We start from the raw sequence: 20,643 nt of genomic DNA, 5'->3' as shown, positions 1-20,643 counted from the left end.
GATTACCGGGCCTTCCTGGCGACCAGACGGCGTTTGACCACATCCACGTTTTCCTTGCTGTCCACGATGAGCAGCACCGTGTCGTCGCCCCCGACGGTGCCCAGCAGTTCCTTCCAGTTCAGGTGGTCCAGGGCATAGGCCACGGCCTGGGCCGTACCGGGCAGGGTGTGGAGCACAATCAGGTTCTCGGCAGAGCTGATGGTCAGGGTGTAGCTCCGCAGGGTGTCTTCCAGCCGTTCTGCCGTCAGGATCTTGCTGTTTTCCGAGGGGAAGGAATATTTGTACCGGCCATCTTCTCCGGGGATCTTGATCAGCATCATTTCCTTGATGTCCCGGGATACGGTGGCCTGGGTCACGTTGAAACCGGCCTTCTTCAGCGCTTCCGCCAGATCGCTCTGGGTCTCGATGGCCTGGTTCTTGATGATGTTCTTGATGGCTTCCTGTCTGGATAATTTCATGCTCTGGGTACCTCCTATAAAATGGTCTGCCCCTCGTTTTTCAGCATCCGTTCCTGCCAGGTGGCGTAATAGGAAAGAGGGGTGATGCGGACGAAATGGGCGTCACTGGGACTTTTTTCGATGAGAGCCCGCTGGTCCCAGTCCAGATGGCTTACGGTCATCCCGTCCGCAGAAATCAGGATGGTCTCGTAGGGCGGCCGGGGCGTGATTTCAATGGGATGCTCCATGGGAATCACCAGAGGGCGCGCATGGAGTGCGTGGGGACAGATGGGGGTGATCAGGCTTACCTTCAGGCTGGGATGGACCACCGGCCCGCCGGCGGACAGGGAATAGGCCGTGGAACCTGTGGCCGTGGAGATGATCAGCCCGTCACTGGGGGCGTTGGCCGTGGGTTCGCCGGCGATTTTCAGGCTCAGCCGGGTCAGCCGGGAGCGGTCGGCGCTTTCCAGCACCATATCGTTCAGAGCGTGGGCCTTGCAGGTCATCTTTTCGCCTCGCCATACCGTGAGCTGGAGCATGTTCCGTTTTTCCAGGGTGTAGTCTCCCTGCTTCATTTTCAGCAGGGCCATGTACAGGTCCGGGGCCCCCACTTCGGTCAGAAAGCCCAGCTTGCCCATGTTCACCCCCAAAAGGGGGATGTTCAGAGGAGTCACATACCGGGCAGCCCGCAGGATGGTACCGTCGCCGCCCAGGGTCAGGGCCAGGGAAAGCTGGCTGAGACTGGCCGGATCCTCCTGGTCATAGCCCATGACCCCGTAGGTCCCTGCAATCTCCCGGGGAAAGGCAATGGGAATTTCCTGCTGTCGGCAGAATTCCACCACTTTGGGCAGGATGGCCCGTACCTTTTCCTTGGGCAGATTGGGAAAGATCCCGATCCGCAGCCGCTTTTCCATAGTTATTCCCCCTCTTTATTTCTCCAGGGTCTCGTGGGAGGCTCTGACCACTGCCTGGATGGTTTCCGGCGTGATGGCATCCTCCCCCTGTTTCCCCATATAGAACAGATATTCGATATTGCCTTCCGGTCCCCGGATGGGTGAAAAGTCCAGTCCCAGGGGCACAAAGCCCAGCTCCCGGGCCATATTCACCACGTTTTCGATGACTTCCAGATGCACGGCCGGATCCCGGACCACGCCCTTCTTGCCCACTTTTTCCCGTCCCGCCTCGAACTGGGGCTTGATCAGGGCAATGACAAAGCCGTCCGGCTTCAGGATCTTATAGGCGCTGGGCAGCACCTTGTCCAGAGAGATGAACGCCACGTCGATGGTGATGGCATCCACCAGCTCCCCCAGGGAATCGGCTTCCAGAAAGCGGACGTTGGTCCGTTCCATGTTCACCACCCGGGGATCCTGGCGCAGTTTCCAGGCCAGCTGGCCGTAGCCCACGTCCACGGCATATACCTTCACAGCTCCGTGCTGCAGGGCACAGTCGGTGAAGCCGCCGGTGGAGGCTCCCAGGTCGGCCACCACCTTGCCTTCCAGGCTGATGGGGAACACCTTCAGGGATTTATCCAGCTTATAGCCACCCCGGCTCACAAAGGGCATTTTCTTGCCCAGCAGGGTGATTTTGGCATCCGGTTTCACCATAGTGCCGGGTTTGTCGATCTTCTGGTCATTCACCAGCACCTCTCCTGCCATGATCACGGCCTGGGCCTTGCTGCGGGATTCAAATAATCCCTGTTCTGTTAAAAATACATCCAAACGTTCTTTTTTCATTGATCCAATTCCTTTTTGACCGTTTCTGCCACGCCTTCCGGATCCAGCTTCAAATCCTCCAGCAGCCGTTCCCGCTTGCCGTGGAGCACGAATCTGTCCGGGATGCCCAGGTTCAGCACCCGGCAGTGCCGCAGGGCTCCATGACGGTTCAGGGCTTCCAGCACCCCTTCCCCAAAGCCTCCGATCAGAGCGTTTTCCTCCAGGGTCACAATGCATTTCACCTTTTGGCCGGCAGCCACCAGGGCTTCTTCATCCAGAGGTTTCACGAACCGGGCGTCCACCACTCCGGCGGAGATTCCCTGCCGTTCCAGCAGCCGGGCCGCCTTCCGGGCCGTATCCACCATGGTGCCCACCGCCCACAGGTCCACATCCGTACCACGTTGCAGCCGTTCGCTCTTTCCGATGGGCAGGGCATGGATCTCCTTGTCCAGAGGCACGCCCAGGCCGGACCCTCTGGGGTACCGCAGACTGCTGGGCCCCGGATATTCCAAAGAGGTCTTCAGCATGTGCCGCAGCTCGTTCTCGTCCCTGGGGACCATCATCACCAGTTTGGGCATCAGCCGCAGGTACGACAGATCGTATACCCCGTGATGGGTCATACCGTCGTCTCCCACCAGCCCCGCCCGGTCCAGGCACAGGGTAAAAGGCAGTTCCTGCATGCACACATCGTGGAGCAGCTGGTCGAAGGCCCGCTGGGCGAAGGTGGAATACAGGGCCACCACCGGATGGTAGCCATTGGCCGCCAGCCCGGCGCCCATGGTCACCGCATGCTGTTCGGCAATGCCCACATCGAAGAACCGGTCCGGGTAGAATTTACCGAACACATCCAGCCCGGTACCTTCCGGCATGGCTGCCGTAATGGCCACTACCTTCCGGTCCTTCTCCGCCAGGTCCACCAGGGCGTCGCTGAACACTTTGGTGTAGCTGGGCGGGGCATCCGGCCTGGTCAGCTTCCTTCCGGTTGGGATGTCAAAGGGCCCCGTACCGTGGAAGGCGTTGGGCCGCTGTTCTGCCGGCCTGTAGCCCTTGCCCTTGGTGGTGAGCACGTGGATGAACACTGGCTCGTTCAGGGTCTTTGCCTTTTCGAAGGTCTCGATCAGGGCGGGCAGATCATGACCGTCCACAGGCCCCAGGTATTTGAATCCGAAATCCTCGAACAGCATGCCCGGCACAAAGAAATACTTAAAGCTGTTCTTCAGCCGTTCCACCGTACGGGCCACGCTGGTCCCGATGGAAGGAAGTCCTTTCAGGAAAGTCTCCACATCGGATTTCACCCGGGAATACTTGGGATCGGTGCGCAGCTCCGTCAGATAGCTGGACAGGGCTCCTACGTTTTTGGAAATGGACATTTCGTTGTCATTCAGGACCACGATCAGCTTCTTGTGCAGGTCCCCGGCGTTGTTCAGGCCTTCCATGGCCTCCCCGCCGGTCAGAGCCCCATCCCCGATTACGGCGATTACATTGTAGTCCTCCCCGGCCAGGTCCCGGGCACAGGCAATGCCCAGGGCCGCCGAAATGGAGGTGCTGGAGTGCCCGGTGCCGAAGCAGTCGTAGGGGCTTTCACTCCGTTTGGGGAACCCGCACAGGCCCCCGTACTGCCGCAGGGTAGGAAACTGTTCCAGACGCCCGGTGAGCAGCTTGTGGACGTAGGACTGATGCCCCACATCCCACACGATCTTGTCCCGGGGCATGGAGAATACCTTATGGAGGGCTACGGTAAGCTCCACCACTCCCAGGTTGGGTGCCAGATGGCCCCCGTTTCTGCTGGTAACCTCCAGGATCTCGTCCCGGATCTCCTGGCACAGTTCCGGCAGTTCCCCATTGGGTATCTTTTTCAGATCCGACGGTGCGTGTATGGTTGGTAAGATTCTCATAAGGCTCCGTCCCCCCTGTTTCTTATTTTTTCCGGTTGTACAGATAGCGTGTGATCTCTACCAGAGGCTGGGCCTTCTCACCCAGAGGGGCCAGGGTTTCCTCGGCCTGTTTCAGGGTATCGGCCGCCATTTCTTTGGCTTTTTCCAGCCCGAACAGGGAAACATAGGTGGATTTGTGAAGCTTTTCGTCGCTGTGGGCCGGTTTGCCCATGACCTTGGCATCCCCTTCCACATCCAGGATGTCGTCGGTGATCTGGAAGGCCAGGCCGAAGAGACCCGCGAATTTCGTCATGATCCGCAGGGTATCGGCATCGGCACCGCCCAGCATGGCTCCGCCCCGGACGGCTGCTACAAACATGGCACCGGTCTTCGCTTCGTGGAGCTGCTTCATCTGTTCCAGGGTCAGAGGTTTGTCCTCGCTGGTGATGTCCAGGGCCTGGCCGCCCACCATACCGGTGGGGCCGGCGCATTTGGCAACCAGCTGCACCACCTGCAGCAGTACTTTCGGGTCCACACCCCGCTGTTCCAGCATCACTTCAAAGGCCTGGGTCAAAAGGCCATCCCCAGCCAGAAGCGCCATGGCATCGCCGAATACCTTGTGATTGGTCAGACGGCCCCGGCGGTAATCGTCGTTGTCCATGGAAGGCAGGTCATCGTGGATCAGGGAATAGGTGTGGATCATTTCCAGGCCGGCCGCCACGGAAACGAAATCCGTGCCGTTGGCGCCCACCGCATCGGCCGCCGCCATGAGCAGGATCGGCCGCAGCCGTTTGCCCCCTGCTGCCACAGAGTACATCATGGCTTCATCCACCGGGGAAATGCTGCCCACGCCCAGGCGCACCCGCAAATATCCGTTGACCAGAGCCCCGCGGTTCCGCAAATAGCTTCTCAGTTCCAAGTTCATTGTTCGTTCTCCTTCGGGAAGAGCGCCAGCTTAAATTCATCCTGGCTGGTCTCTACGATTTTTTTTACATCCTGCTGGACCTTCTTCAGCTGGGCGGCACAGTTTTTGCTCAGCTCCATGCCTTCCTTGTAGAGGGCCACCGTCTGGTCCAGGGGCAGGTCCCCGCTTTCCAGTTGTTCCACAATGGTTTCCAGCCGTTTCAGGCCATCTTCAAAGGAAACCGTTTCTGCTTTCTTTCTGGGCATTGTTTTATCCTTCCTTCACCGCAGCCACCGTGGAGACAGCCGTCCCCTCGGTGAACCGGGTCACCAGGGTATCGCCGGGCTGCAGCTGGGCGGCATTGCGCACCACCTGTCCCCGGTGGTTTTCTGTTATGGTATAGCCCCGTCGCAGCACTGCGTAGGGGTCCAGGGCCGTAAGCTTCGTGGCAAGGAGCTGCAGTTTCTGATCCTTCTTCGTCAGCTTGTCACGGGCGGCCAGTTCCAGCCGCCGGTCCAGGGTATCCAGGGCCTGGCTGGCCGATTCCCACAGCCGCTCCGGATGGGTCAGCACCCATTCCTCTGTAAGTCGCTCCAGGGCCGTCTCGCTGCTGGACAATTTCACGTCCATGGCCCGCTCCAGCCGGCGCACCAGCTTGGAGAGGAGCTCCCGGTCGCCGCTGCGTTCCGGCACGGCCAGTTCCGCAGCTGCTGAAGGGGTGGGTGCCCGCAGATCGGCGGCAAAGTCACTGAGGGTAAAGTCGATTTCGTGGCCCACGGCCGAGATCACCGGGATGTCCGAGGCGGCAATGGCCCGCACCACACCCTCGTCGTTGAAGGCCCACAGGTCTTCCATGGAACCGCCGCCCCGGCCCACAATCAGCACGTCGGCCAGCTTGTGGCGGTTAAAGAACTGGATACCGTGGATGATCTCCGGGGGCGCCTCCGTGCCCTGCACCTTCACCGGGTACAGCAGCAGCTTCACCGAGGGATCCCGGCGGCCGGACACGTTGATGATGTCCCGCACAGCCGCCCCGGCCGGACTGGTCACGATGCCCACCGTTTTGGGATAGGCCGGGATCGGCTTCTTGCGGCTTTCATCGAACAGCCCTTCCGCACTGAGTTTCTGCTTCAGCTGCTCGTAGGCCACCATCAGGTTGCCGGCTCCCAGGGGCATCAGCATATCCACATAGAACTGGATGGCACCGTCCCGCTCGTACAGGTCAATGCGGCCCAGGCCCAGCACCTGGTCCCCGTTTTTCGGCAGCTGCTTCAGCCACCGGGCACTGCCGGCGAACATGACGCATTTCAGCAGCGTCTTGCCATCCTTCAGCGCAAAATAACAATGGCCGGAAGGATACTGGCGAAAGTTGGATACTTCGCCCTGGATCTGCAGGTTGCTGAATTCCGGCTCCTGCCGGATCAGTCCCTTCAGGATCCGGTTCACTTCCGATACCGTATAGACTTTTCCTGCAATGGTGGTCATACCCCCGCCTGCCTTTCTTCCAGCACGGCCGCCCAGGCATTGCCCACGGCACCGTCCACGCTGTACTTCGGGTCCGGGGCCCACAGTTCGATCTGCCGTTTCTGCAGATAGTCCCCGATCTGGCGCCGCAGCTCGCCGTTGGCACTGACACCTCCTGCCAGAAGCACCTGGTGGAGATTTTCCTGCTGGCACACATAAAAAAGAGTCCGGGAAAGCCCCCGGCTGATGGCCCGTTCCACTCCCAGCGCCAGGCTGGCCGGATCCGCACCCTTCTCCACTGCCCGCAGCGCCTGACTGCAGGGGCCCGATAAGGAGAGCTGGGCTTCCTGCGTCCAGACCTTCAGGGGATAGGGCTCTGCCGCCTGCTGTGCCAGTTTTTCCAGATGGGGACCACAGGGAAAGGAAAGACCCAGGGCCACCCCCACCCGGTCGATGAACTGGCCGGCATGGAGGTCGATGCTGGTGCCCTGGGGCGAAAGGGTAAAGTGCCCGTCCGCCTGTTTTTCACACAAAAGGAAATCCGTGGTCCCGCCGGAAATGTGTACCAGCAGGAACCGGTCGGGCGCCTCTTTGCCCACGGACCACAGGCCCGCATACATGTGGTTGTGCTGGTGGGTGAAGTGGTGGACCGGGATGCCCAGCACTTTTCCCAGGCTCCGGGCCAGACCCAGCCCCGTCAGAAAGGCCGGCATATAGGAATCCTCCCGGGGCCGGGGTTTGGCGCTGACGCCGATGGCCCGCACCGTAAGCCCGGTCAGATCCAGCTGTTCCACCAGGTCCGGCAAATTCCGGGTGTGCTGGAACACCATTTCTGACTGGGCCAGGCCCCGATGGCCGGGTTTCACCGTCAGCAGGCGCCGCACATCGGCCACCAGAGACCCGGTCAGGTCCATCAGGGCCACAGAGGTGGTATAGCAGCTGGTATCCAGCCCCAGTACCACTTCTTTATTGGGCATGCTTCTTCACCAGGCTCCCCAGCAGGCCGTTCACAAAGGCCGGAGATTCGTCTCCCCCATACACTTTGGCCAGTTCCACCGCCTCGTTGATGGCCACAGGGGCAGGGACCTTTTCCGCATTGTAATAGATTTCAAAATCGGCCATGCGCAGCAGATTCCGGTCGATGCCATTCATCCGTTCCAGCTTCCAGTCCGGATTCAGGGTGTCCAGTTCTCCGTCCAGGTCGGCCAGATGGTCCCGCACCCCCTGTACCAGGGTCAGGGCATAGGCCAGATCATTTTCGTTGGCATCGTGGATGTCATCTTCCGCCGCCATGAACTGCACCGTATCTTCCACAGACTGGTCTCCGTTGAAATCCAGGGCAAACAGGCTTCTCAAGGCAATGGTACGTGCTTCTCTTCTACTCATACGATTTGTACTCCTTTATTTATGGTACGGAGGCAGCAGGTTGTCCAGCAGATCCACCAGATCTTCCCCTGCATCCATTTTATAGCCGATATAGAACCCGATGCCGATGCACAGCAGCAGGAACACCGTTCGGAAAAAACCCAGAAGAAGGAACAGGATCCCCACCACCAGGCCCACGGTCGCTCCAATGATGCGCCACCGACTGGTCATAAACAATTTACGCAATATTTCCTGCCACATGGTCCATTCCTCCAGCTATTCCTTGGCTTTGATGTGCTTGAAATAGACGGCCACATCAGCCACGTCCACGCCGACCACGTTCCTGATGTTCTTTTTCACCGTCCGTTTCACCTCATCGGTGGTGTCCGGGATGTTGATCCCCGGCTCGATGGAGGCGTTGATCCGCACACTGAGCTGGTTATCCTTCAGCAGCTTCACCCGGGTCTTGGAACCGAAGACCCCGTAGACATCGTTGGTAAAGCCGGAGATATAGTCTTCCATGGCTCTCTGGCTCACATGGATCTTCCCTTCCCGTTCGTTATCGAAGGTCAGGTCATTGCTGCCGCCCCGGCTCCAGCTGGCAAACAGCAGCCGGCAGCTTACCAGCAGCACCACGGCGCCGGAAACCGTATATTCCCAGCGGCCCGGCACCCGGGTGGCAAAAGCCACCAGGTCGTTGAGAGGGATGGCGTTCACGCTGACAATGATGGTCAGCACCGCTACCACTCCCATGATGATGGTATACAGCGTCAAAATGATCCGGTCGAAAATGCTCATTTCTCTCCCCCCGAAGTCTCTTCCTCAGTGGTTTCCGCCGGCTGTGGCTCAGCCAGCGCCTCTTCCCGGTCCCCTTCCCCTGCAGGGGCATTTTCTGGTTCCGGCAGGATACCGGCCAGTTTTGCAGGTTCCTCCGGCTCTTCTTCCCATTTTTTCACCAGCTCATCGGTGTTGTCCCGGTCGATCTGGCTCTTTTCCTTCTTTTTCTTGACCCCTTCCACGTGGATGTCCACGCCGGTCACTTCGTACCCCGTCATGGATTCCACCGCTTCCTTCACCTTTTCCTGGAGCTTGATGGCCACGTCGGGGATGTTGAACCCGTAGGTGATGATCACGTGGACCTCCACACGCACCGTGTGTCCTTCCGTATAGACCTTGATGCCCTTGGAAAAGTTCTGCTTGCCCAGCATGTCCGTAAGCCCTTCCCGGATGCCACCGCTCATGCCGTAGACACCGGGCACCTCGGAAGCAGCAAGGCCGGCCACGATGCTCAGTACCTCGTCAGCCACCTTGATGGCGCCCATATCATCGTCCGGGGCGGGGATTTCTCCTTCCGGCTGCGTCTGTTTCAGTTCTTCATCGTCGTTCATAGGCTTTCTCCTCAAACGAAAGTTTATACACTTTGAATCATATTATTATACCATAAGTAGAGAAGAAGGGATAGTGCAACAGCGCTCCATTGGCAGAGGTGAAAATGCGCAGCACAAAAAATCCACCCTCGAAAGGGCGGATTTTCTCCCTGGCGTATGATCCCTATAAACCATTCAGCATTCCCATCAGTCTCATTGTCTGTCCGCTGACCATCAAAATTCCGAACAGCAGCAGGAACGCCCCTGCGGCTTTCTGGATCCGGGGGAGCCACGAGTACCCCTTGTGCAGGGCAGGACTGAGACGCTGCCAGAACAGAGCCGCCAGGAAGAACGGCAAAGCGAACCCCAGGGCATAGGCCAGCAGCAGCACCACCCCCTGCTCCACCGTTTTCTGGCTGCCGGCGGCCAGTAAGATCGTGGTCAGGATGGGCCCGGTGCAGGGCGTCCAGCCCAGGGTGAAACTGGCCCCCAGCAGGAAGGAACCCAGGGTTCCCTGCCGCTTTTTCTGCAGGAAAGGCCGCCGGTCCCGGAGCAAAAAAAGCGGTGTCCACAGACCGGACAGGAACAAGCCCAGCAAAATCAGCACCACCCCGGCCACTTTTTCCAGCACGCTCCAGTACGCCAGCACCAGCCGGCCCAGAGCCGTTGCCGTGGCGCCCATGGCCAAAAACACCACCGTGAACCCGGCCAGAAAGGCCAGGGTATTCACCAGCAGGGTCCCCCGCCCTTTTCCCGGCCGAGATGGGCTGGAACCAGCCAGCAGCAGCAGGAACGTGGGCAGAAGAGGCAGCACGCAGGGGGACGCAAAGGACAGCAGCCCACCGGCAAAAGCGGCGCCCAAAGTCAGGGAGCCCATTACAGCCTCCCTTTCAGGGCCTCTTCCAGCTGCCTGGCAGTAGCCATCCCCTCCTGCCGCAGCAGCACATGGCCTTTTTCGTCCAGGATCACGGTGGTGGGGATGGCCCGTACGCTGTACAGACGGGCCGCCCGGCCATCCTTGTCCAGAAGCACCGGCAGGGTGTAGCCATTGTCCTGCAGGAAGCCCTGGACCTTGTCACCGCTTTCCTGTACGTTCAGGGCATAGAAAGCCACCCTGTCCTTATGGGCTTTGGCAAATTGGTCCATTTCCGGGAATTCGGCCCGGCAGGGCGGGCACCAGGTGGCCCAGAAATTGATCACATAGATCCTGCCGTCACCGGGCTTTACCCTATGCTCGGTACCGGAAAGATCGTCCAGCGCAAACCCCGGGGCCACAGCCTGCTGCGAGGAAGACGCCATGGGTGCAGCGGCTCCGCTGCCCTGGGCCCCGGAGGATTTTTCTCCGCACCCGGCCAGCAGAAGGGTGAAAGCAGTCAGGAGAACAGGGATGAAGAGTTTGTGTTTCATAATGACCTCCGTAAGTGAAATTATTTTAGTTACAGTATACCATGGAGGGCAGCAGGGTGACAAGGAGGGAGTGTCCGTCGTTGAACCCACCACCATGCATTCGCATGGTCCCCCGCCCTTATGAAGGGCGGATACTCGTGGATCGGGGTGCCAGGTTTCTGATGGGAGTTTGGGCTTGCTGCCGGCATCTGGTTCAAAAAGATCCGATCCCCGGGCAACGCCACCCGGCGACAATAGGGGTATCCGCCCTTTTCAAGGGCGGGGGACCGTTGCGCCCTGGCGCAATGGTGGTGGGTTCTACACGCTGGCACAAAAAATACGCCGGCAGAATATGTTCTGCTGGCGTATTTCCTTTGTCCTTACAGGACTCTTGCCGCTCCGATATATCTTGCACCCCAGTATCCGCCGAACACGTTGGATACGGTGACGCCGGTGCTGCTCCCTGCCTGCAGCATCTGGCCGTTGCCGATGTAGATGCCGCAATGGGACGGACCTGGTTCGTAGGTTTCAAAGAACACCAGATCCCCCGGCTGCAGGTCGTCAGACGAAACTTTCGGGTAGGCATAATATTGAGCATCTGCCGTCCGCGGGATGTCGATTCCCATCTGGGCAAACACGTACTGGGTATACCCGGAACAATCGAACCCCCAGGGAGTGGTTCCGCCGAATACATAAGGCACGCCTACATAATCATAGGCGACGCTGATCAGCTGGTTTGCCATACCGCTGCCATAGTTGCCATAGCCGTAACCGCCATAGCTTCCCCGGTTGTCGTGCAGCTGCCGACGGGTGGGCATATTTTTGCCCATTAATTTCTTATAGGTAAAGTCCCCGATGATCCCGTCTGCTTTCAGGCCCATGCTGGCCTGATATTTCTTTACCGCAGACACGGTCCGGGCCCCATATACCCCATCAGGGATCCCGATATCGTAGCCTTCCATCAACAGCTGTTCCTGGATGGCTGCCACTTCCGGCCCTGACTGGCCTTGCTTGAAACTGGCAAATACGTTCTGCATCGGTACTACTGTAGCCGCCGTGGTGGCCGCCGCCAGTACTACGCCCAGCATCATCCTCCTAAATATAATGAACACATCCTCTCGATTACGCCTACGAAGTTAGCTGCCGGGTGCGGGTCGAGATGCCCTATTCCGAAGAAATTAACCCCACTTTGGTTCCCCCGTTCACATTGCTGTGATTCGGCTTTTTAAATTTAGTTTTGCCGGTTTTTATTATAACAATTCCCTTATTCGATGTCTATTGCTTGTCAGCAGTTTTCACGATATGTTCACGAATGATATACAAAGGTCTCTGCTTCACTTCGTCAAAGATCCGACCCACGTATTCACCCACAATCCCAATGCCGATCAGCTCCACACCGCCCAGAAAGAATTCCGCGCAGGCCAGGGTGGTCCAGCCCGGTACGGCATCCTGCTCCACATATTTCACATAAATGACATGAAGCAGGAGCAGAAGGCTGCACAGCCCTGCCACGCATCCCACATACAGGGCCAGCCGCAGGGGCACCCGGGAAAAGGCCGTGATACCATCCAGGGCGAACCGCAGCATCTTCTTCAGGCTGAACTTGGAATGGCCGGCAAACCGGGGCGGCGCCACGAATTCCAGGGTAGTGGTCCGGAACCCCAGGTTGTTCACCATGCCCCGGATGAACCGGGCACGTTCCCGGAATCGGTTCAGGGCATCCACGGCCTTTCGGTCCATCAGCCGGAAATCGCTGCCCCCAGGGGTGATGCGCACTTCGCTCATGGAGTTGATGAGCTTGTAATATAAGCGGGAGGTTATGTTCTTGAACCAGGTGGCGTCCTCGGTGGCCTTGCGTACCGTCTGGACGATTTCGTACCCCTGTTCCCACTTTTCCAGCAGCTGGGGAATCATCTCCGGCGGGTGCTGCAGATCCCCATCCATGGAGATCACCGCATCCCCGTTGCTCTGATCCAGCCCGCAGGTCAGGGCCAGCTGATGCCCGAAGTTCCGGGCAAACACGTATCCCTGGACATGGGGATCCTGCTGCGCCAGTTCCCTCACCAGCTGGGACGTATGGTCTTTGGAACCATCATCAATGAACAGGATTTCGTAATCATACGGCAAAGGCGCCATTACTTTCGTAAGGCGCCTGTAGAACTCGTGGATATTCTCCTCTTCATTGAAGACGGGCACTACAAAAGAAACCTTCTTCATGCAACGTCTTCCTCTCAGAAATTACAATGCCTTGAGTGCCTGTTCGTACACGCTTCTGGGCTGCACACCCACGAACCGCTGCACTTCCTTGCCGGCCTTGAACAGCACCACCGTAGGGATGGCTGCCACATTGAACCGCAGGGCGATGTCCGGAACCTGGTCCACATCCAGTTTGGCGAACTGCACTTCTGTATGTTCCCCGGCCAGATCTTCGATGACCGGAGCCACCATGCGGCAGGGACCGCACCAGGTTGCCCAGAAATCCACCAGCACCGGTTTTTCGCTGTTTTGTACCAGCTTTTCAAAGCCGGCTGCATCACCGATCTGAATCATATCCATCTGTATCTCCTCCTCTACGCAAAAACGCAAGGTGTTATGAACAAAGTTGTGAGTGCCCGGTAAGCCGAGTTCTGTTAGTGATAATCATTTATCTAGTCCTGCCGTTGCCGACAGGCTCAAGCGACGCTACCCGGAAGGATCAGCGGGCCGCTTCATCCCTTCCCTATTTGGTCTTGCTCCGGATGGGGTTTACCAAGCCGACCAATCACTTGGCCGCTGGTGCGCTCTTACCGCACCGTTTCATCCTTACCGGCAAAGCCGGCGGTTTGTTTTCTGTGGCACTTTCCTTAGGGTCGCCCCCACTGGACGTTATCCAGCATCCTGCCCTGCGGAGCTCGGACTTTCCTCATCAGCCAGAGGCTGCCGCGATTATCTTTCCGCACTCACGATATTGAATGATACCATAGGAGGGCCTGGTTCGTCAAACCTTCCACAGATACCGCTGTAACATTTTATCGTATTCCCAGCTTTCAGGCCGTTCTTTTTCGTGAAACTGATTCATGATGGAATCCACTTCGTCGGCATAATGGACGATGAAAGCTTCCCGGGTGGCGCACACCACCGGAGAACCCTTCTCCTGGTCCCCATGATGGCTCAGGATGATGTGGAGCAGCTGTTCCCGTTTGGCTGCCGGCAGTTCCGGGATGCGCCGGGCCATCCGGTCCACGGCCATGGCTCCGATAGAGATGTGCCCCATCAGGCGGCCTTCCGTGGTATAGGGAAAGCCCAGGTCAGCGGAAATCTCCCGCAGTTTGCCGATATCGTGGAGCAGGGCCCCGGCGATCACCAGATCCTGGTCCACGTTCCCGATGGCGCCGCACATGGCCACCGCCAGACGGGTCACGCACACCGTGTGGTGCAGCAGACCGCCCACATAGGCGTGGTGCAGCCGCATACCCGCCGGGTTCCGGATGAACCGCTTCCAGGTTTCCCCGGCAAACATGGCTTCCACCAGTTTCCGCAGGGCTTCATCGTGGATGCGCCCCACAAAAGTGTGGAATTCCTCCTGGTATTTTTCCAGGTCGATGTGGCCACTGGGCAGCAGACAGGAGAGGTCCGTCCCTTCCGGTACGGTCTGCACCTGGTGTACGATCACCTGGTAGGCCATGGTGCTGGAATACTTGTTCAGGTCCACCTTGCCCCCGATCAGGTAGGGAGAAGGCTGTTCCATGGCCCGCAGCCGGCCGATGGGACCGGCTTCGAAACAGATGAAGGGAATGCACCCGCTGTTGTCTTCCAGCAGGCCTTTGGCATACGGCTTGCCATTGGAGGACGTGCCCACCTTTTGGAGCCGCACCAGACAGGGCTGTTCCATGGCATTCCCCAACTGCAGATCCTTGATCATTGTCCAATCGCTCCCTTACACCGTTTGCAGGATCCGGGCCTCTTCGGCGCGTACCACTTCGAAATGACGGCCGGATTCTTCGCACCAGGCGTCCAGCACCGCTGCCAGCTTGTTCACCACCGGGGATTCCGTCAGCTGATGGGTGCCGTCCACCACGTTCAGCCCCAGGTCCAGGGCCTTCTGGGCCACATGGTACTTCAGATCGCCGGTCACCAGGGTATCGGCCCCGGCAGCCAGGGCATCTTCCATGAAGTCCGCACCGCTGCCACCGACCACGGCCACTTTGTACACCGGTTCTTCGCCGCCGGCATAGGTCAGATGGTCAGCCCCCAGATCTTCCTTCACTTTTTCCGCAAAATCTTTCAGGTCCATGGGCGCATCCAGCACCCCGATCCGGGCCAGGCCCTGTTCCGGGCAGTCCTTCCGGGGAATCTCCGTCACGTCTTCCAGGCCCAGCCGGGCAGCCAGGACGTCGTTGACGCCGCCTTTGGCCGCATCCAGGTTGGTGTGGGCCGCATACAGGGCGATGTCGTGCTTGATCAGTTCGTACAGCACTTCCATCTTGGTGTCGGTGACCGCCAGGGTCTTGGGCAGATTGAAATAGTAGGGATGGTGGGTGATGATGATGTCACATTCCTGCTGGATGGCCTGTTCTGCCACTTCCACAGAAAGGTCCAGGGCCACCATGATCTTGTGCACGTGCTGGCCCAGATGGCCCAGCAGAAGGCCCGGGTTGTCCCAGCTTTCCGCATATTCCACCGGAGCAATCTCGTTCATGAAAACGCAGATGTCTGTAACGGTGGTTTCTTTCAGTTCTTTTTCCTTATTTTCTTCCATTCTCCAATGCCTCCAGTTGTTCCAGAATGGTACGGTAGGTTGCATATCGTTCGCTGGCCCTGGCCCGGGGACTTTTGTCCATCTGTTCCAGCAGATGGCGGTATTTGGCACACCGTTCCGCCAGCAGGGCGGGCAGCAGGGGATGGTTCCGGCGCACCAGATCATCCCCCACTTCCCAGCAGCCTCCGGGGTATTTCCAGCCCGGGGAAGGGGTCAGGTGCAGCAGCTCGTACAGCCGCCCCCCCTCTTCCACCAGGTCTTCCCTGCAGATGGCCCAGCCGGCGTCCTCCGCCCAGTGGCGCAGTCGTTCGCTGTCGCTCATGGGCTGCAGGATCAGGTGACGGAAGCCGGGATGCTGCCAGATTTCCGGAGATTCTCTCAGGATCTGCAGCATGGTCTCAGCCCCCATGCCGGCCATGACGGCCGCTTCCACCTCGCCGGGCCGGACCACGGTCAGGCCGCTTCCCTGACGTACAGAAATCCGGTCTTCCAGGTGGAAAGACCGGACCGTATGCCGGGCAGCATCACAGGGCCCCGGCACCACATCCCCGGCAATGGCGCTTTGGATCCTGCCCTGCTGCAGCAGTAGCACCGGCAGGTAAGCGTGGTCGGTCCCCACATCCACCAGCCTGTGGCAGGGTGGCACCAGAGCCGCAACCGCTTCCAATCGAGGTCCGAAATTCATGGTTTCATTCCCTTTCCATAATATACCGTCGTGCATCGTCCAGGCTGTTCACATCCCGCCAGCCGAACCGCCGCAGCTTTTCGCAAAAGGCAAAGGCCGTCCCGTGCTCCCGGATCAGTTTCTGGGCCTGGCGCACCATCTCCCGTCCAATGGGACTGTTGCAGTAGGCTCCCATGGCCGCGTCCAAAAGCGTCCGGTCCTTCCACCGCTCCCGGAAGCAGCTGTGGACGAACAGGATCAGGTCAATGGCCCGGGGATCAGCCGTAACGAACCGTTTCTCGTTTTCCCAGTCCAGGAAGGTGATCCTGTCTTCCTCCTTGTCGTAGGCAATGTCCCGCAGAGCCGGGCGCCCGTGGTGCAGCCCCATCTGATGGAGCCGGGCCAGGGCTTCTCCCGTCCGGGCAAAGGCCTTGACCCGGCAGTCCGCCCAGGGTGCTTCCTTGGCCACGCCCTGCAGGGTCTTGCCCACCGCCTTCATGACGAAATACTCATCCTGCAGCAGCACGATTTCCGGTGCCAGGGGAAAATACTGGTTCACCGTACTGATTTTATACACCTCGCACCAGAACGCCGCCTCCACACTGTTTTTGGCAAAGGCGTTCCGGTGGTTGGAGATTTTCCGCTTGATGAACAGCGCCTGGTCCTGATACAGAAGGGGCAGCACCCGCTTCTGAGGCTGCAGGGCAATGGCTTTGTCCGCGGCCTGTTTCAAATCCAGATCGATCATATGTCCCTTCCCTTTCTCACAGGGCATGGGTGGTACTGATCAGTTTCCGGGCTCCCAGGATCTTGCCGGGGCTCATGCTCAGCTCGTCCACACCCATGGCGATGAAATAGGGGATCAGCTTGGGATCCGCGGCCGCTTCTCCGCAGATACCCACCCAGCAGCCACCGGCGTGACCGTTTTTGACGGTATTCTGGATCAGGCGCAGCACGGCCTTATGGCCGGCACTGGCCAGGTCTTCCAGTTCGGCGTTCTGCCGATCCACGGCCAGGGTGTACTGTACCAGGTCGTTGGTACCGATGCTGAAGAAATCCACTTCCTGGGCCAGATCATCGCTGATCAGGGCCGCCGCCGGGGTTTCAATCATAACGCCCACTTCCAGCGTTTCGTCAAAGGGGATGCCTTCTGCCCGCAGTTTCACCTTGGCGGCTTCCAGAAGCTCTTTGGCGGCTCGCACTTCCTCCACGCTGATGATCATGGGGAACATGACCGACACCTGGCCGTAGGCCGAAGCCCGCAGGATGGCCCGCAGCTGGGTATAGAAGATCTCCGGCCGTTTCAGACAGATCCGAATGGCCCGGAAGCCCAGGGCCGGGTTTTCTTCCGGCGGCAGTTTGAAGTAGTCCACCTTTTTGTCGGCGCCAATATCCAGAGTGCGGATGATCAGCTTCCGCCCCTCCAGTTCCTGGGCTGCAGTGCAGTAGGCTTCGAACAGCTCATCTTCCGTAGGATAGTCTTCCCGTCCCAGGTACAGGAATTCGCTGCGGAACAGGCCCACTCCTTCTCCGTCGTTCTGGAGCACCAGGTCGATGTCCTCCGGCTGACCGATATTCCCGTACAGGGCAATGGGCTTGCCGTCCGCCGTGATGGTGGGCTTGCCCCGGAAAGCCTCCAGGGCGTTCTGGGCCGCCAGATGCCGGTCCAGTTTCACCTTCAGGTCGTCCAGCACTTCTTCCCCCGGTTCCAGGTAGAAACGGCCGGCCGCCCCGTCCATGGCACCCATTTTGCCGTTCCAGCTTTCATCCAGCTGGACGTCGGTATGGACCACGGCCGGGATCTTCATGGTCCGGGCCAGGATGGCCGTATGGCTGGTGGCACTGCCGCCGCTGGTGACAAAGCCCAGGATCAGCTTTTTGTCCAGCTGCAGGGTTTCGCTGGGGGTCAGGTCATCGGCGCAGATGATGCTGGGACGGGTCAGCAGATCCGTCCAGCTGCCGCTGCCCCGGGACAGGGCGTCTTCCAGCTGGCCGCAGATGGCCCGCACATCAGCACCCCGGGCCTGCATGTATTCGTCGTCCATGGCTTCCAGCATGGCGGCGAACTGCCTGCCCGCTTCCTTCACGGCGGCTTCCGCAGTGAAATGTTCGCCGGTGATGAAGCCGGTGATGGCATCACAGAGATCCGGATCCTGGACCATCATCTGATGGACTTCAAAGATACCGGCTTCTTCTTCGCCCACCTGCTGACGGGCTTTTTCTTTCAGGATTTCCAGGCTTTCCACCACCTGTTCCTGGGCATCCCTGAACCGTTTCAGTTCCTGCTGGGGATCCAGGCTGGTGGTGAGATGGATTGCAGCGTCCTTCCCGGCCGGTTTTACCAGGATGGGCCCTACAGCCACGCCGGCGGAAGCTCCCTTGCCCTGAACTAGCTTCATGGGCAATCCTCCTCTCTTACAGATTGGCTTTCAGGAAGGCTTCCAGAGCCGCGGCGGCTTCTTTTTCGTCGGGGCCTTCCACCGTAACGGACAGTTCCATTCCCTGTTTGATGCCCATGCCCATCAGGGAGAAGATGCGTTTCAAATCGCCGGTCTTTCCGTTGCCGGCCACGGAGCATTTGGACTGGAATTTGGCAGCTTCCTTCACCAGCATGCCGGCAGGACGTGCATGGATGCCCTGGGGATCTTGAATCGTATACGTAAATTGAACCATAATGATTGCCTCCTTGGTTTTGACACTTTTACACTCTATTATACCAGATGGAGGGACGAGAAGAAAGAGAAGGACAAAAAATGAGCCGAAGGCGAATTTTTTCACCTTCGGCTGCGGACTAGTGACTAGAGACTCGTGACTGCCCTTATTTATTTTTCTTCAGCACACCCAGCAGCACGGCCCCTACGCCTGTGCCTACGGCCAGGCTCACCAGGTACATGGGCCAGTTGTGGACCACTCCGAACACGAAGATGCCGCCGTGGGGTGCGGGGATGGTGCATCCGAACACCATGGACAGAGCGCCGGCCACCGCTGCCCCGATGCAGCAGGCAGGGATCACCCGGCTGGGATCTTCTGCCGCAAAGGGAATGGCCCCTTCAGTAATGAAGCTCAGGCCCATGACAAAGTTGGTCAGGGAGGAGTTCCGCTGCTGCTCCGTGAATTTCTTCGGGAACATCCGGCAGGCCACGGCAATGGCCAGAGGCGGCACCATGCCACCGATCATCACAGAGGCCATGAAGGGCGAGCTGACAGCCTGTCCATCGGCCCCGGCCAGAGAAGCCGTACCGAATACATAGGCTGCCTTGTTCAGAGGGCCGCCAAAGTCGATGCTCATCATGCCCCCCAGCACCAGGCCCAGCAGCACCTTGCTGCCGCCGCTCATGGAGGTCAGCCCCCCGTTCACCCACTGGTTCACGGCGCCCATCACCGGGTTGATCACCAGCACCATCAGGGCGCCCATGATCATGAGACCCAGCACCGGGTACAGCAGGATGGGTTTCAGGTTTTCCAGGGAATCCGGCAGGAAGCCCAGGGCCTTTTTCAGTCCCAGGATCAGATACCCGGCCGCAAAACCGCCCACCAGGGCCCCGAAGAACCCGCTGCCGCCATTTGCGGCCATGGCTCCGGCCACGAATCCCACCAAAAGGCCCGGCCGGTCCGCAATACTGGCGGCGATGAACCCGGCCAGCATGGGCATCATGAAGCTGAAGGCCAGACCGCCCACATCCTTGAAGAACTTGGCCAGGGGCGTGCTGCTGCCGAAGTTCGCCGTACCGGCGGCCCCCATGTCGAACAGGAAGGCCAGGGCGATCAGGATGCCCCCACCGATGACGAAGGGCAGCATGTGGCTGACCCCGTTCATCAGGTGCTTATAGGCTTTGCGGGCCTGGCTCTCTTCCGCGGCTTCCGCTTCCGGGCCGGCCTCACCGCCTTCTTCGCCCTCGAATACGGGGGCATTGCCGCTCAGGGCCTCATCCAGCAGCTGGTCGGCCTTGTTGATGCCGTCCGCCACCTTCACGATGACCACCCGTTTGCCCTTGAACCGGTTCATGGGCACGTATTTGTCCGCCGCCACGATGATGCCCGTGGCGTTCGCGATATCGTCCGCCGTCAGGGCGTTCTTCACCCCGCTCTGGCCGTTGGTTTCCACCTTGATGGAAATGCCCCGTCTGGCAGCGTGCTGTTCCAGGCTTTCAGCGGCCATGTACGTATGGGCGATGCCCGTGGGGCAGGCCGTCACGGCGAGAACCTGGTACCCTTCCGGTTTCGCTTCCTCTGCCGCGGCCGGTGCTTCTTCCTGCGGCTCCTCTTCCGGGAACTTTTCCTTTTCCGCTTTGGCGATCATTTCGTACAGTGCATCCACGGTGTCCACGGCCATGAGCCCGTCGATGAAGTCCGGGTCCATCAGGAGGGTGGACAGCCGGCTCAGCACGTCCAGGTGCACATTGTCCTTCGTATCCGGTGCGGCGATCAGGAAGAACAGTTTGGCAGGCTGCCCGTCCAGGCTGTCGAATTCCACGCCGTCCTTACAGCGCATGAACGCCAGGCCGGGCTTCGTCACGGCCGCCGTCTTGGCGTGGGGAATGGCCACCCCTTCGCCCACGCCGGTACTGCCCTCTTCTTCCCGGGCGAATACCTTCTTCTTATAGGTCTCCGGGTCCGCAATGTTGCCCTGTTTCACCATCAGGGCGACCATCTTCTCCAGAGCGTCTTTTTTGTCCGTGGCGGAACCGTTCAGTTCCACGCTTTCCCGTTTCAGTAGATCCGTGATCTGCAT

General features: G+C 59.3%; 24 protein-coding genes, 1 other RNA gene and 1 riboswitch. All 25 genes read right to left on the bottom strand.

Translation table 11 applies throughout. The features are described from left to right. Positions 1-2 precede the first annotated feature (2 nt). Positions 3-458, bottom strand: a complete 456-nt coding sequence (gene argR / locus BQ5462_RS07455) for an arginine repressor (RefSeq protein WP_071142729.1) — start codon at positions 456-458, stop codon at positions 3-5. Between the two features lie 14 nt (positions 459-472). Further along, positions 473-1,351: an NAD(+)/NADH kinase gene (locus BQ5462_RS07450; RefSeq protein WP_071142728.1), complete on the bottom strand. Its 879-nt coding sequence runs from the start codon at positions 1,349-1,351 to the stop codon at positions 473-475. Positions 1,352-1,366: 15 nt separating this feature from the next. Beyond that, a complete protein-coding gene (locus BQ5462_RS07445; protein WP_071142727.1) occupies positions 1,367-2,170 on the bottom strand; it encodes a TlyA family RNA methyltransferase in 804 nt (267 codons plus the stop codon). Further along, entirely contained in the window at positions 2,167-4,044 is a 1,878-nt protein-coding gene (gene dxs / locus BQ5462_RS07440) for a 1-deoxy-D-xylulose-5-phosphate synthase (protein WP_071142726.1), read from the bottom strand. The genes BQ5462_RS07445 and dxs overlap by 4 nt, the downstream gene beginning before the upstream one ends. Positions 4,045-4,066: 22 nt before the next feature. Next, the gene (locus BQ5462_RS07435; RefSeq protein WP_071142725.1) at positions 4,067-4,948 is read right to left on the bottom strand and encodes a polyprenyl synthetase family protein; all 882 of its coding nucleotides are present in this window, start codon (positions 4,946-4,948) and stop codon (positions 4,067-4,069) included. Beyond that, positions 4,945-5,193 carry an exodeoxyribonuclease VII small subunit gene (xseB, locus tag BQ5462_RS07430; RefSeq protein WP_071142724.1) on the bottom strand — a complete coding sequence of 83 codons (249 nt, stop codon included), beginning with the start codon at positions 5,191-5,193 and terminating at the stop codon, positions 4,945-4,947. The genes BQ5462_RS07435 and xseB overlap by 4 nt, the downstream gene beginning before the upstream one ends. A gap of 4 nt (positions 5,194-5,197) precedes the next feature. Next, positions 5,198-6,412, bottom strand: a complete 1,215-nt coding sequence (gene xseA / locus BQ5462_RS07425) for an exodeoxyribonuclease VII large subunit (RefSeq protein ID WP_071142723.1) — start codon at positions 6,410-6,412, stop codon at positions 5,198-5,200. Then, positions 6,409-7,368, bottom strand: a complete 960-nt coding sequence (locus BQ5462_RS07420; RefSeq protein ID WP_071142722.1) for a Kae1-like domain-containing protein — start codon at positions 7,366-7,368, stop codon at positions 6,409-6,411. Before BQ5462_RS07420 ends, xseA begins: the two co-directional genes overlap by 4 nt. Beyond that, the gene (gene nusB / locus BQ5462_RS07415; protein ID WP_071142721.1) at positions 7,358-7,777 is read right to left on the bottom strand and encodes a transcription antitermination factor NusB; all 420 of its coding nucleotides are present in this window, start codon (positions 7,775-7,777) and stop codon (positions 7,358-7,360) included. The genes BQ5462_RS07420 and nusB overlap by 11 nt, the downstream gene beginning before the upstream one ends. A 15-nt stretch (positions 7,778-7,792) precedes the next feature. Then, positions 7,793-8,017, bottom strand: coding sequence for a DUF2273 domain-containing protein (locus BQ5462_RS07410; RefSeq protein ID WP_071142720.1), 225 nt, complete (start codon positions 8,015-8,017; stop codon positions 7,793-7,795). Positions 8,018-8,032: 15 nt separating this feature from the next. Further along, complete coding sequence (gene amaP / locus BQ5462_RS07405) at positions 8,033-8,554, bottom strand: alkaline shock response membrane anchor protein AmaP (RefSeq protein ID WP_071142719.1); 522 nt, start codon at positions 8,552-8,554, stop codon at positions 8,033-8,035. Then, a complete protein-coding gene (locus tag BQ5462_RS07400) occupies positions 8,551-9,144 on the bottom strand; it encodes an Asp23/Gls24 family envelope stress response protein (protein WP_071142718.1) in 594 nt (197 codons plus the stop codon). The genes amaP and BQ5462_RS07400 overlap by 4 nt, the downstream gene beginning before the upstream one ends. A gap of 163 nt (positions 9,145-9,307) precedes the next feature. After that, positions 9,308-10,000 carry a cytochrome c biogenesis CcdA family protein gene (locus BQ5462_RS07395; protein WP_071142717.1) on the bottom strand — a complete coding sequence of 231 codons (693 nt, stop codon included), beginning with the start codon at positions 9,998-10,000 and terminating at the stop codon, positions 9,308-9,310. After that, complete coding sequence (locus BQ5462_RS07390) at positions 10,000-10,530, bottom strand: TlpA family protein disulfide reductase (RefSeq protein WP_071142716.1); 531 nt, start codon at positions 10,528-10,530, stop codon at positions 10,000-10,002. The genes BQ5462_RS07395 and BQ5462_RS07390 overlap by 1 nt, the downstream gene beginning before the upstream one ends. Positions 10,531-10,889: 359 nt before the next feature. Beyond that, on the bottom strand, positions 10,890-11,597 hold the full coding sequence (locus BQ5462_RS07385; RefSeq protein ID WP_162840532.1) for a C40 family peptidase: 708 nt from the start codon (positions 11,595-11,597) through the stop codon (positions 10,890-10,892). A gap of 22 nt (positions 11,598-11,619) precedes the next feature. Next, a riboswitch (cyclic di-AMP (ydaO/yuaA leader) is annotated at positions 11,620-11,742 on the bottom strand. A gap of 42 nt (positions 11,743-11,784) precedes the next feature. Then, entirely contained in the window at positions 11,785-12,726 is a 942-nt protein-coding gene (locus tag BQ5462_RS07380; RefSeq protein ID WP_071142715.1) for a glycosyltransferase family 2 protein, read from the bottom strand. A 21-nt stretch (positions 12,727-12,747) separates the two neighbouring features. Next, positions 12,748-13,065: a thioredoxin gene (gene trxA, locus BQ5462_RS07375; protein ID WP_071142714.1), complete on the bottom strand. Its 318-nt coding sequence runs from the start codon at positions 13,063-13,065 to the stop codon at positions 12,748-12,750. A 45-nt stretch (positions 13,066-13,110) separates the two neighbouring features. After that, positions 13,111-13,451: RNase P RNA component class A (gene rnpB, locus BQ5462_RS07370), an RNA gene on the bottom strand. A 35-nt stretch (positions 13,452-13,486) separates the two neighbouring features. Next, a complete protein-coding gene (locus BQ5462_RS07365) occupies positions 13,487-14,410 on the bottom strand; it encodes a 3'-5' exoribonuclease YhaM family protein (RefSeq protein ID WP_071142713.1) in 924 nt (307 codons plus the stop codon). Between the two features lie 15 nt (positions 14,411-14,425). After that, positions 14,426-15,247 carry a Nif3-like dinuclear metal center hexameric protein gene (locus BQ5462_RS07360; protein WP_071142712.1) on the bottom strand — a complete coding sequence of 274 codons (822 nt, stop codon included), beginning with the start codon at positions 15,245-15,247 and terminating at the stop codon, positions 14,426-14,428. After that, a complete protein-coding gene (locus BQ5462_RS07355; RefSeq protein WP_071142711.1) occupies positions 15,234-15,932 on the bottom strand; it encodes a tRNA (adenine(22)-N(1))-methyltransferase in 699 nt (232 codons plus the stop codon). The genes BQ5462_RS07360 and BQ5462_RS07355 overlap by 14 nt, the downstream gene beginning before the upstream one ends. A 4-nt stretch (positions 15,933-15,936) precedes the next feature. Next, positions 15,937-16,659: a BUD32 family EKC/KEOPS complex subunit gene (locus BQ5462_RS07350; protein ID WP_071142710.1), complete on the bottom strand. Its 723-nt coding sequence runs from the start codon at positions 16,657-16,659 to the stop codon at positions 15,937-15,939. Between the two features lie 16 nt (positions 16,660-16,675). Continuing rightward, positions 16,676-18,310: a phosphoenolpyruvate--protein phosphotransferase gene (gene ptsP, locus BQ5462_RS07345; RefSeq protein ID WP_071142709.1), complete on the bottom strand. Its 1,635-nt coding sequence runs from the start codon at positions 18,308-18,310 to the stop codon at positions 16,676-16,678. Positions 18,311-18,326: 16 nt separating this feature from the next. Then, a complete protein-coding gene (locus BQ5462_RS07340; protein ID WP_071142708.1) occupies positions 18,327-18,584 on the bottom strand; it encodes an HPr family phosphocarrier protein in 258 nt (85 codons plus the stop codon). Positions 18,585-18,729: 145 nt separating this feature from the next. Further along, the gene (locus tag BQ5462_RS07335; RefSeq protein ID WP_071142707.1) at positions 18,730-20,643 is read right to left on the bottom strand and encodes a PTS fructose transporter subunit IIABC; all 1,914 of its coding nucleotides are present in this window, start codon (positions 20,641-20,643) and stop codon (positions 18,730-18,732) included.

This window comes from Acidaminococcus timonensis, assembly GCF_900106585.1.
GTDB classification, from domain to species: domain Bacteria; phylum Bacillota; class Negativicutes; order Acidaminococcales; family Acidaminococcaceae; genus Acidaminococcus; species Acidaminococcus timonensis.
Note: the sequence above shows the minus strand (reverse complement) of the source record. Positions and strands in the feature narration are given on the sequence as shown.

Bases quoted from the DNA above. Each gene is read 5' to 3' on its own strand.
- BQ5462_RS07450 (WP_071142728.1), bottom strand. From the start codon at position 1,351: ATGGAAAAGCGGCTGCGGATCGGGATCTTTCCCAATCTGCCCAAGGAA.
- BQ5462_RS07435 (WP_071142725.1), bottom strand. From the start codon at position 4,948: ATGAACTTGGAACTGAGAAGCTATTTGCGGAACCGCGGGGCTCTGGTC.
- BQ5462_RS07420 (WP_071142722.1), bottom strand. From the start codon at position 7,368: ATGCCCAATAAAGAAGTGGTACTGGGGCTGGATACCAGCTGCTATACC.
- BQ5462_RS07400 (WP_071142718.1), bottom strand. From the start codon at position 9,144: ATGAACGACGATGAAGAACTGAAACAGACGCAGCCGGAAGGAGAAATC.
- argR (WP_071142729.1), bottom strand. From the start codon at position 458: ATGAAATTATCCAGACAGGAAGCCATCAAGAACATCATCAAGAACCAG.
- amaP (WP_071142719.1), bottom strand. From the start codon at position 8,554: ATGAGCATTTTCGACCGGATCATTTTGACGCTGTATACCATCATCATG.
- xseB (WP_071142724.1), bottom strand. From the start codon at position 5,193: ATGCCCAGAAAGAAAGCAGAAACGGTTTCCTTTGAAGATGGCCTGAAA.
- xseA (WP_071142723.1), bottom strand. From the start codon at position 6,412: ATGACCACCATTGCAGGAAAAGTCTATACGGTATCGGAAGTGAACCGG.
- ptsP (WP_071142709.1), bottom strand. From the start codon at position 18,310: ATGAAGCTAGTTCAGGGCAAGGGAGCTTCCGCCGGCGTGGCTGTAGGG.
- BQ5462_RS07385 (WP_162840532.1), bottom strand. From the start codon at position 11,597: ATGCTGGGCGTAGTACTGGCGGCGGCCACCACGGCGGCTACAGTAGTA.
- BQ5462_RS07340 (WP_071142708.1), bottom strand. From the start codon at position 18,584: ATGGTTCAATTTACGTATACGATTCAAGATCCCCAGGGCATCCATGCA.
- BQ5462_RS07410 (WP_071142720.1), bottom strand. From the start codon at position 8,017: ATGTGGCAGGAAATATTGCGTAAATTGTTTATGACCAGTCGGTGGCGC.
- BQ5462_RS07380 (WP_071142715.1), bottom strand. From the start codon at position 12,726: ATGAAGAAGGTTTCTTTTGTAGTGCCCGTCTTCAATGAAGAGGAGAAT.
- BQ5462_RS07390 (WP_071142716.1), bottom strand. From the start codon at position 10,530: ATGAAACACAAACTCTTCATCCCTGTTCTCCTGACTGCTTTCACCCTT.
- nusB (WP_071142721.1), bottom strand. From the start codon at position 7,777: ATGAGTAGAAGAGAAGCACGTACCATTGCCTTGAGAAGCCTGTTTGCC.
- BQ5462_RS07355 (WP_071142711.1), bottom strand. From the start codon at position 15,932: ATGAATTTCGGACCTCGATTGGAAGCGGTTGCGGCTCTGGTGCCACCC.
- BQ5462_RS07350 (WP_071142710.1), bottom strand. From the start codon at position 16,659: ATGATCGATCTGGATTTGAAACAGGCCGCGGACAAAGCCATTGCCCTG.
- dxs (WP_071142726.1), bottom strand. From the start codon at position 4,044: ATGAGAATCTTACCAACCATACACGCACCGTCGGATCTGAAAAAGATA.
- trxA (WP_071142714.1), bottom strand. From the start codon at position 13,065: ATGGATATGATTCAGATCGGTGATGCAGCCGGCTTTGAAAAGCTGGTA.
- BQ5462_RS07445 (WP_071142727.1), bottom strand. From the start codon at position 2,170: ATGAAAAAAGAACGTTTGGATGTATTTTTAACAGAACAGGGATTATTT.
- BQ5462_RS07335 (WP_071142707.1), bottom strand. From the start codon at position 20,643: ATGCAGATCACGGATCTACTGAAACGGGAAAGCGTGGAACTGAACGGT.
- BQ5462_RS07360 (WP_071142712.1), bottom strand. From the start codon at position 15,247: ATGGAAGAAAATAAGGAAAAAGAACTGAAAGAAACCACCGTTACAGAC.
- BQ5462_RS07365 (WP_071142713.1), bottom strand. From the start codon at position 14,410: ATGATCAAGGATCTGCAGTTGGGGAATGCCATGGAACAGCCCTGTCTG.
- BQ5462_RS07395 (WP_071142717.1), bottom strand. From the start codon at position 10,000: ATGGGCTCCCTGACTTTGGGCGCCGCTTTTGCCGGTGGGCTGCTGTCC.